4 protein-coding genes are annotated in these 4,961 nt (G+C 72.9%); 3 read left to right on the top strand and 1 reads right to left on the bottom strand.

Annotated elements, in window-relative coordinates; translation table 11 throughout:
• On the bottom strand, positions 1 to 326 hold a 326-nt coding region (locus I5E_RS00870), incomplete at its 3' end, for an ATP-binding cassette domain-containing protein (RefSeq protein WP_022905338.1).
• A gap of 159 nt (positions 327 to 485) precedes the next feature.
• Between I5E_RS00870 and I5E_RS00875 the strand changes: the two genes are divergently transcribed.
• From I5E_RS00875 to I5E_RS00885, 3 genes are all read left to right on the top strand, one after another.
• Positions 486 to 1,403, top strand: coding sequence for a tRNA pseudouridine synthase A (locus tag I5E_RS00875; protein ID WP_083857808.1), 918 nt, complete (start codon positions 486 to 488; stop codon positions 1,401 to 1,403).
• On the top strand, positions 1,400 to 2,146 hold the full coding sequence (locus I5E_RS00880; RefSeq protein WP_022905340.1) for an MBL fold metallo-hydrolase: 747 nt from the start codon (positions 1,400 to 1,402) through the stop codon (positions 2,144 to 2,146). Before I5E_RS00875 ends, I5E_RS00880 begins: the two co-directional genes overlap by 4 nt.
• A gap of 82 nt (positions 2,147 to 2,228) precedes the next feature.
• Positions 2,229 to 4,934, top strand: a complete 2,706-nt coding sequence (locus I5E_RS00885; RefSeq protein WP_022905341.1) for an ExeM/NucH family extracellular endonuclease — start codon at positions 2,229 to 2,231, stop codon at positions 4,932 to 4,934.
• Positions 4,935 to 4,961: the final 27 nt, after the last annotated feature.

Consider the following 4,961-nt stretch of genomic DNA (forward strand, 5'->3'; position numbering starts at 1 on the left):
CCGAGCAGGCGCGAGAAGATGACGAGGTTCTCGGTCGCGCTGAGCGTCTCGTCGACACTGGCGTACTGGCCGGTCACGCCGATGAGGGAGCGGACGGCCTGCGCCTCGCGCCGGACGTCCCGCCCGAAGATGCGGGCCTCGCCGGCGTCCGCCGTGAGCAGCGTCGCGAGCATCGAGATCGTGGTGGTCTTGCCGGCGCCGTTCGGCCCCAGCACGCCGTAGACCGTGCCGGCCTCCACACGGAGGTCGACACCGTCCACCGCACGGTTCGTCCCGAAGACCTTGACGAGGCCGGTGGCCTCGACCGCGAGCGGCGTGGTGGTCATGCGCTCGTTCCTTCCGTTCGGACTCGACGCCGTTCGTCGATGTCGAGGACGATGCTGCCGTCGGGCGCTCACGCGGCACTGACGTGGCGCTGACGCCGGGTCGGGGTGCGTGTCAGCACGGGGCCGGGAGGCGCGGTCCGGCCCCGGTACGGTGGCCTGGTGGACGAGACGGCAGGCCCGCAGGGCGGCGGTGACGTTGGTGGCGTGCGGCTGCGGTTGGACATCGCCTACGACGGTGCCGCGTTCTCCGGGTGGGCCCGGCAGCCCGGCCTCCGGACCGTGCAGGGCGCGCTCGAAGCGGCGCTCGCCACCGTCTTCACCCGGTGGGGCGAACCGCCGCTGCTCACCGTGGCCGGACGCACCGACGCCGGCGTGCACGCGACCGGTCAGGTCGCCCACCTCGACCTCACGCCGGCGCAGTGGGACGCGCTTGCTGCCAAGCGGGGATCGGGGCGCTCGCCGCTGGACGGACTGGTCAAGCGCGTGAACGGCATCGCGGCACCGGAGGGGGACGTCGTCGTCACAGGGGCCACGGTCGCGCCGGACGGGTTCGACGCCCGGTTCTCCCCGCTCTGGCGGCGCTACTCGTACCGGATCGCGGACGCCGACGCCCCGCGCGATCCACGTCGGCGGGGGCACACGGTCTGGCACCCGACGCGGCTGGACCCGGCGGCGATGGAGCGCGGTGCGCTGCGGCTGCTGGGGCTGCACGACTTCGCGACGTTCTGCAAGCCGCGCGAGGGGGCGACGACGATCCGGACCCTGCAGGAGTTCCGCTGGGACCGCGAGCCGGACGGCGTGCTGGTGGCGCGCCTCCAGGCCGACGCCTTCTGCCACTCCATGGTGCGGGCGATGGTGGGGGCGACCATCGCCGTCGGCGAGGGCCGCTTCGGCGCGGACCGGCTCGAGGAGCTGCGCGTCGCCGAGACCCGGACGAGCGAGTTCAAGGTCGCGCCCGCGAAGGGCCTGACCCTCACCGAGGTCGGGTACCCGGCCGACGACGAGCTGGTGGCCCGCGCCGCACAGACCCGGGCGCGACGCGGTACGTCCGACGACGGCGGTAGCGTCGGGGGATGAGCTCCCGCGAACCCCGTTCCGTCGTGTCCGTCGCACCCGGGGTGGTGTTCGTCGAGGGACCCGTGTCGAACTGGGTCGTCCTCGCCGAGGAGGACGGCGTCGCACTGATCGACGCCGGCTACCCGGCCGACACCGACCTCGTGCTCGACACCGTGCGGTACGCGGGCCACGAGCTCGACGACCTGCGCCGGGTGTACGTCACGCACGGGCACGTCGACCACGTCGGCGGGATCCCGGGCATCCTCGAGCGGTACCCGCACGTCGAGGTGCTCGCGCACGCCGACGAGCTCGACAACGTGCGCGGACCCGCCAGGCAGCAGGTCACCCCGGCCGAGATCGGTGGTCGACTCGCGGCGCCACGGGTCCTCCGGTGGCTCGCCCGCGCGATCCTGTCCGACGCCCTGCGCCCGACCGTCGTGCCGACCGCGCGGGCGTTCACCGGCGCGGACTTCGCCGGACGGGCGATCGCGCCGACGCCCGCCGCCGGGCACACCGACGGCTCCACCGCCTACCTGCTGCCCGCGGCGAACGCCATCGTCACCGGGGACGCGGTCGTCAGCCGGCACGACACGCAGCCGGCGTCCTGGTCCCCGCGCCCGCGGATGATCACGCCGTTCTTCACCGCCGACCAGGCGCGCGCCGTCGAGTCGGCTCGGGCACTGCCGGTGCCGGAGATCCTGCTGCCGGGACACGGCCCCGCCGTGCACCGCGTCGGGTCGGCGTGGGTGCCGATCGGCGCCTGACGGGCTGCCCCCGATCAGGGGTGGAACGGATCGTTCACCCGCCGGAAACCTGTGGGGCCCCGCAGGTCGGTAGCGTGCCGGCATGCACAGATCCGTCGGGCGCACTCTGCTGTGCGCCACCGCTGCAGCCGCGCTCGTCGCCGCTCCGCTCGTCTCCGTCTCCACGGCCGCCGCGAACCCCCAGGGGACGGGCCTCGTCATCGAGGAGGCCTACCTCAAGGGCGGCAGCGCGAACCAGCCGTTCACGAACAAGTTCGTCGAGCTCGGCAACCCCACCGACAGCCCCGTCAGCGTCGACGGCTGGTCGGTGCAGTACCGCGCCGCGACCAGCACCGGTGCACCCGCGGTCGGCAAGCTCGCCGGTTCCGTCCCCGCACACGGCACCTACCTCGTGCAGATGGGCTCGAACGGCACGAACGGTGAGGCGCTCCCGGAGCCGGACGCCGTCACCGGGCTGAACCCGTCAGGGTCGACCGGCACCCTCGTCCTGGCCGACCAGGCCACCGCGCTCAGCCTGCCCGCCGGCGCGGTGACGACGGGCACCCCCGGCGTCGTCGACCTGCTCGGCTACGGCACCTCGAACACGTTCGAGACCGCGGTCGCGAAGGCCGGCACGGCGAACTCCGTGCCGGACGCCCTGACCCGCACGGGCACGACCGACACCGACTCGAACGCGGCCGACTTCTCGGTGACGAGCACCGTCACGCCGGAGAACGCCGCGGGCGAGACCACGCAGCCGACCGACCCGACCGACCCCACGGACCCGACCGATCCCGGCGACGGCGGGACGACCCCGGCCGAGCGGGTCACGATCGCCCAGCTGCAGGGGACCACGGACACCTCGCCGTACGCGGGCAAGGCCGTCACGACCGACGGCGTCGTCACCGCGGTGTACGCCACCGGCGGCTTCTCGGGCTACACGATCCAGACCGCCGGCACCGGTGGCGCGCTCGACCTCGGGACGCACACCGCGTCGGACGCCGTCTTCGTCTACTCGTCGGCGACCGTCGGCAGCGTGGCGATCGGTGACGCGGTGCGCCTGACCGGCACGGTGTCCGAGTTCAACGGCCTGACCGAGCTGACGGTCCCGACCGCCGCCGGACTGACGAAGCTCCCGGCCGCGGGCGTCGTCCAGCCGGTCCCGGCGACCCTCGCCTTCCCGCGCACCGACGCGCAGCGCGAGTCGCTCGAGAGCATGCTCGTCCAACCGCAGGGCGACTACACGGTCGCCGACAACTACACGACGAACCAGTACGGCGAGATCGTGCTGGCATCGGGGAAGCAGCGTCTGCTCCAGCCGACCGAGGTCGCCCGTCCCGGCAGTGCCGCGGCCGCTGCCGTGACCGCGGACAACGCGGCGCGCAAGGTCGTCCTCGACGACGGTGCCAGCACGAACTTCCTCAGCGCGGCGAACCAGTCGATCCCGGTGTCGTGGCTCACGCAGGGCCCGGTCACCGTCGGCGCCGCCGCGACCTTCCGCGAGCCGGTCGTCCTCGACTACCGGAACGACTCGTGGAAGTTCCAGCCGACGACGCCGATCACCGGCGCCACCCCGGCCGCCGACCTGCCGGTGTCGTTCTCGAACGTCCGCACGGCGGCGCCGGAGGACGTCGGCGGGGACATCCGGCTCGCCGGGTTCAACGTCCTGAACTACTTCCCGACGACGGGCGACCAGCTCACCGGTTGCACGTACTACACCGACCGTGACGGCGACCCCGTGACCGTCCGCGGGGGCTGCGACGCACGCGGTGCCGCGAACGCCGACGACCTCGCTCGCCAGCAGGTGAAGATCGTCAAGGCGATCAACGGGCTCGGCGCCGACGTCGTGTCGCTCGAGGAGATCGAGAACTCCGCGCGCTTCGGCCAGGACCGTGACGCGGCGGTGGCGACCCTCGTGGCCGCGCTCAACGCCGCGACCGGCAAGGACACCTGGGCGTACGCGAAGTCGCCGTCGAAGCTGCCGTCGAGCGAGGACGTCATCCGGCTCGCGCTCATCTACAAGAAGGACCGCGTGCAGCCGGTCGGCTCGTCGACGATCCTGACCGACTCGACGGCGTTCACGAACGCCCGGCAGCCGCTCGCACAGGCCTTCGCCCCGGTCACGACGAAGCCCGGCAAGGGCAAGGGTGCGCAGAAGCCGAGCGCGAAGGACACCTTCCTCGTCATCGCGAACCACTTCAAGTCGAAGGGCTCCGGCGAGGGCGTCGACGCCGACCAGGGCGACGGGCAGGGTGCGTCGAACCACTCGCGCGTCGAGCAGGCGAAGGCGCTCGTGACGTTCTCGACCGCGATGCAGCGCCAGGCGCGGACCGACAAGGTGTTCATGCTCGGCGACTTCAACGCCTACAGCGAGGAGGATCCGGTCGTCGCCCTCGAGGACGCCGGCTACACCGACCTCGGCCCGACCGAGGACGCGGCGGAGTGGTCCTACGTCTTCGGTGGGCTGAGCGGGTCGCTCGACCACGTGTTCGCGTCTCCTGCTGCGGTGGGGACCGTCACGGGCGTGGACATCTGGAACATCAACTCGGTCGAGTCGGTCGGCCTCGAGTACAGCCGCTACGACTACAACGTCACCGACCTGTACCGCGACGACGTCTACCGGGCGAGCGACCACGACCCGGTCGTGGTGGGCATCGACCTGCCGGGCGTCGGCACCCCCGGCGGTGGGAACCCCGGGCACGGTGGCGACCCCGGTCACGGCGGTCCCGGACACGGCGGGCACACCGTCGCCGACGCGCTCGCGGCGCTCGCCGCGCTGATCGCGTGGTTGCGGAGCCTGTTCGGCTGACCGACCTGACCGGCTGACGGACGGGAG

The organism is Curtobacterium sp. B18 (assembly GCF_000333375.1).
In the GTDB taxonomy this organism is placed as follows: Bacteria; Actinomycetota; Actinomycetes; order Actinomycetales; family Microbacteriaceae; genus Curtobacterium.

Excerpts from the sequence above, each read along its gene's own strand:
- I5E_RS00885 (WP_022905341.1), top strand. The coding sequence starts at position 2,229 with ATGCACAGATCCGTCGGGCGCACTCTGCTGTGCGCCACCGCTGCAGCC.
- I5E_RS00880 (WP_022905340.1), top strand. The coding sequence starts at position 1,400 with ATGAGCTCCCGCGAACCCCGTTCCGTCGTGTCCGTCGCACCCGGGGTG.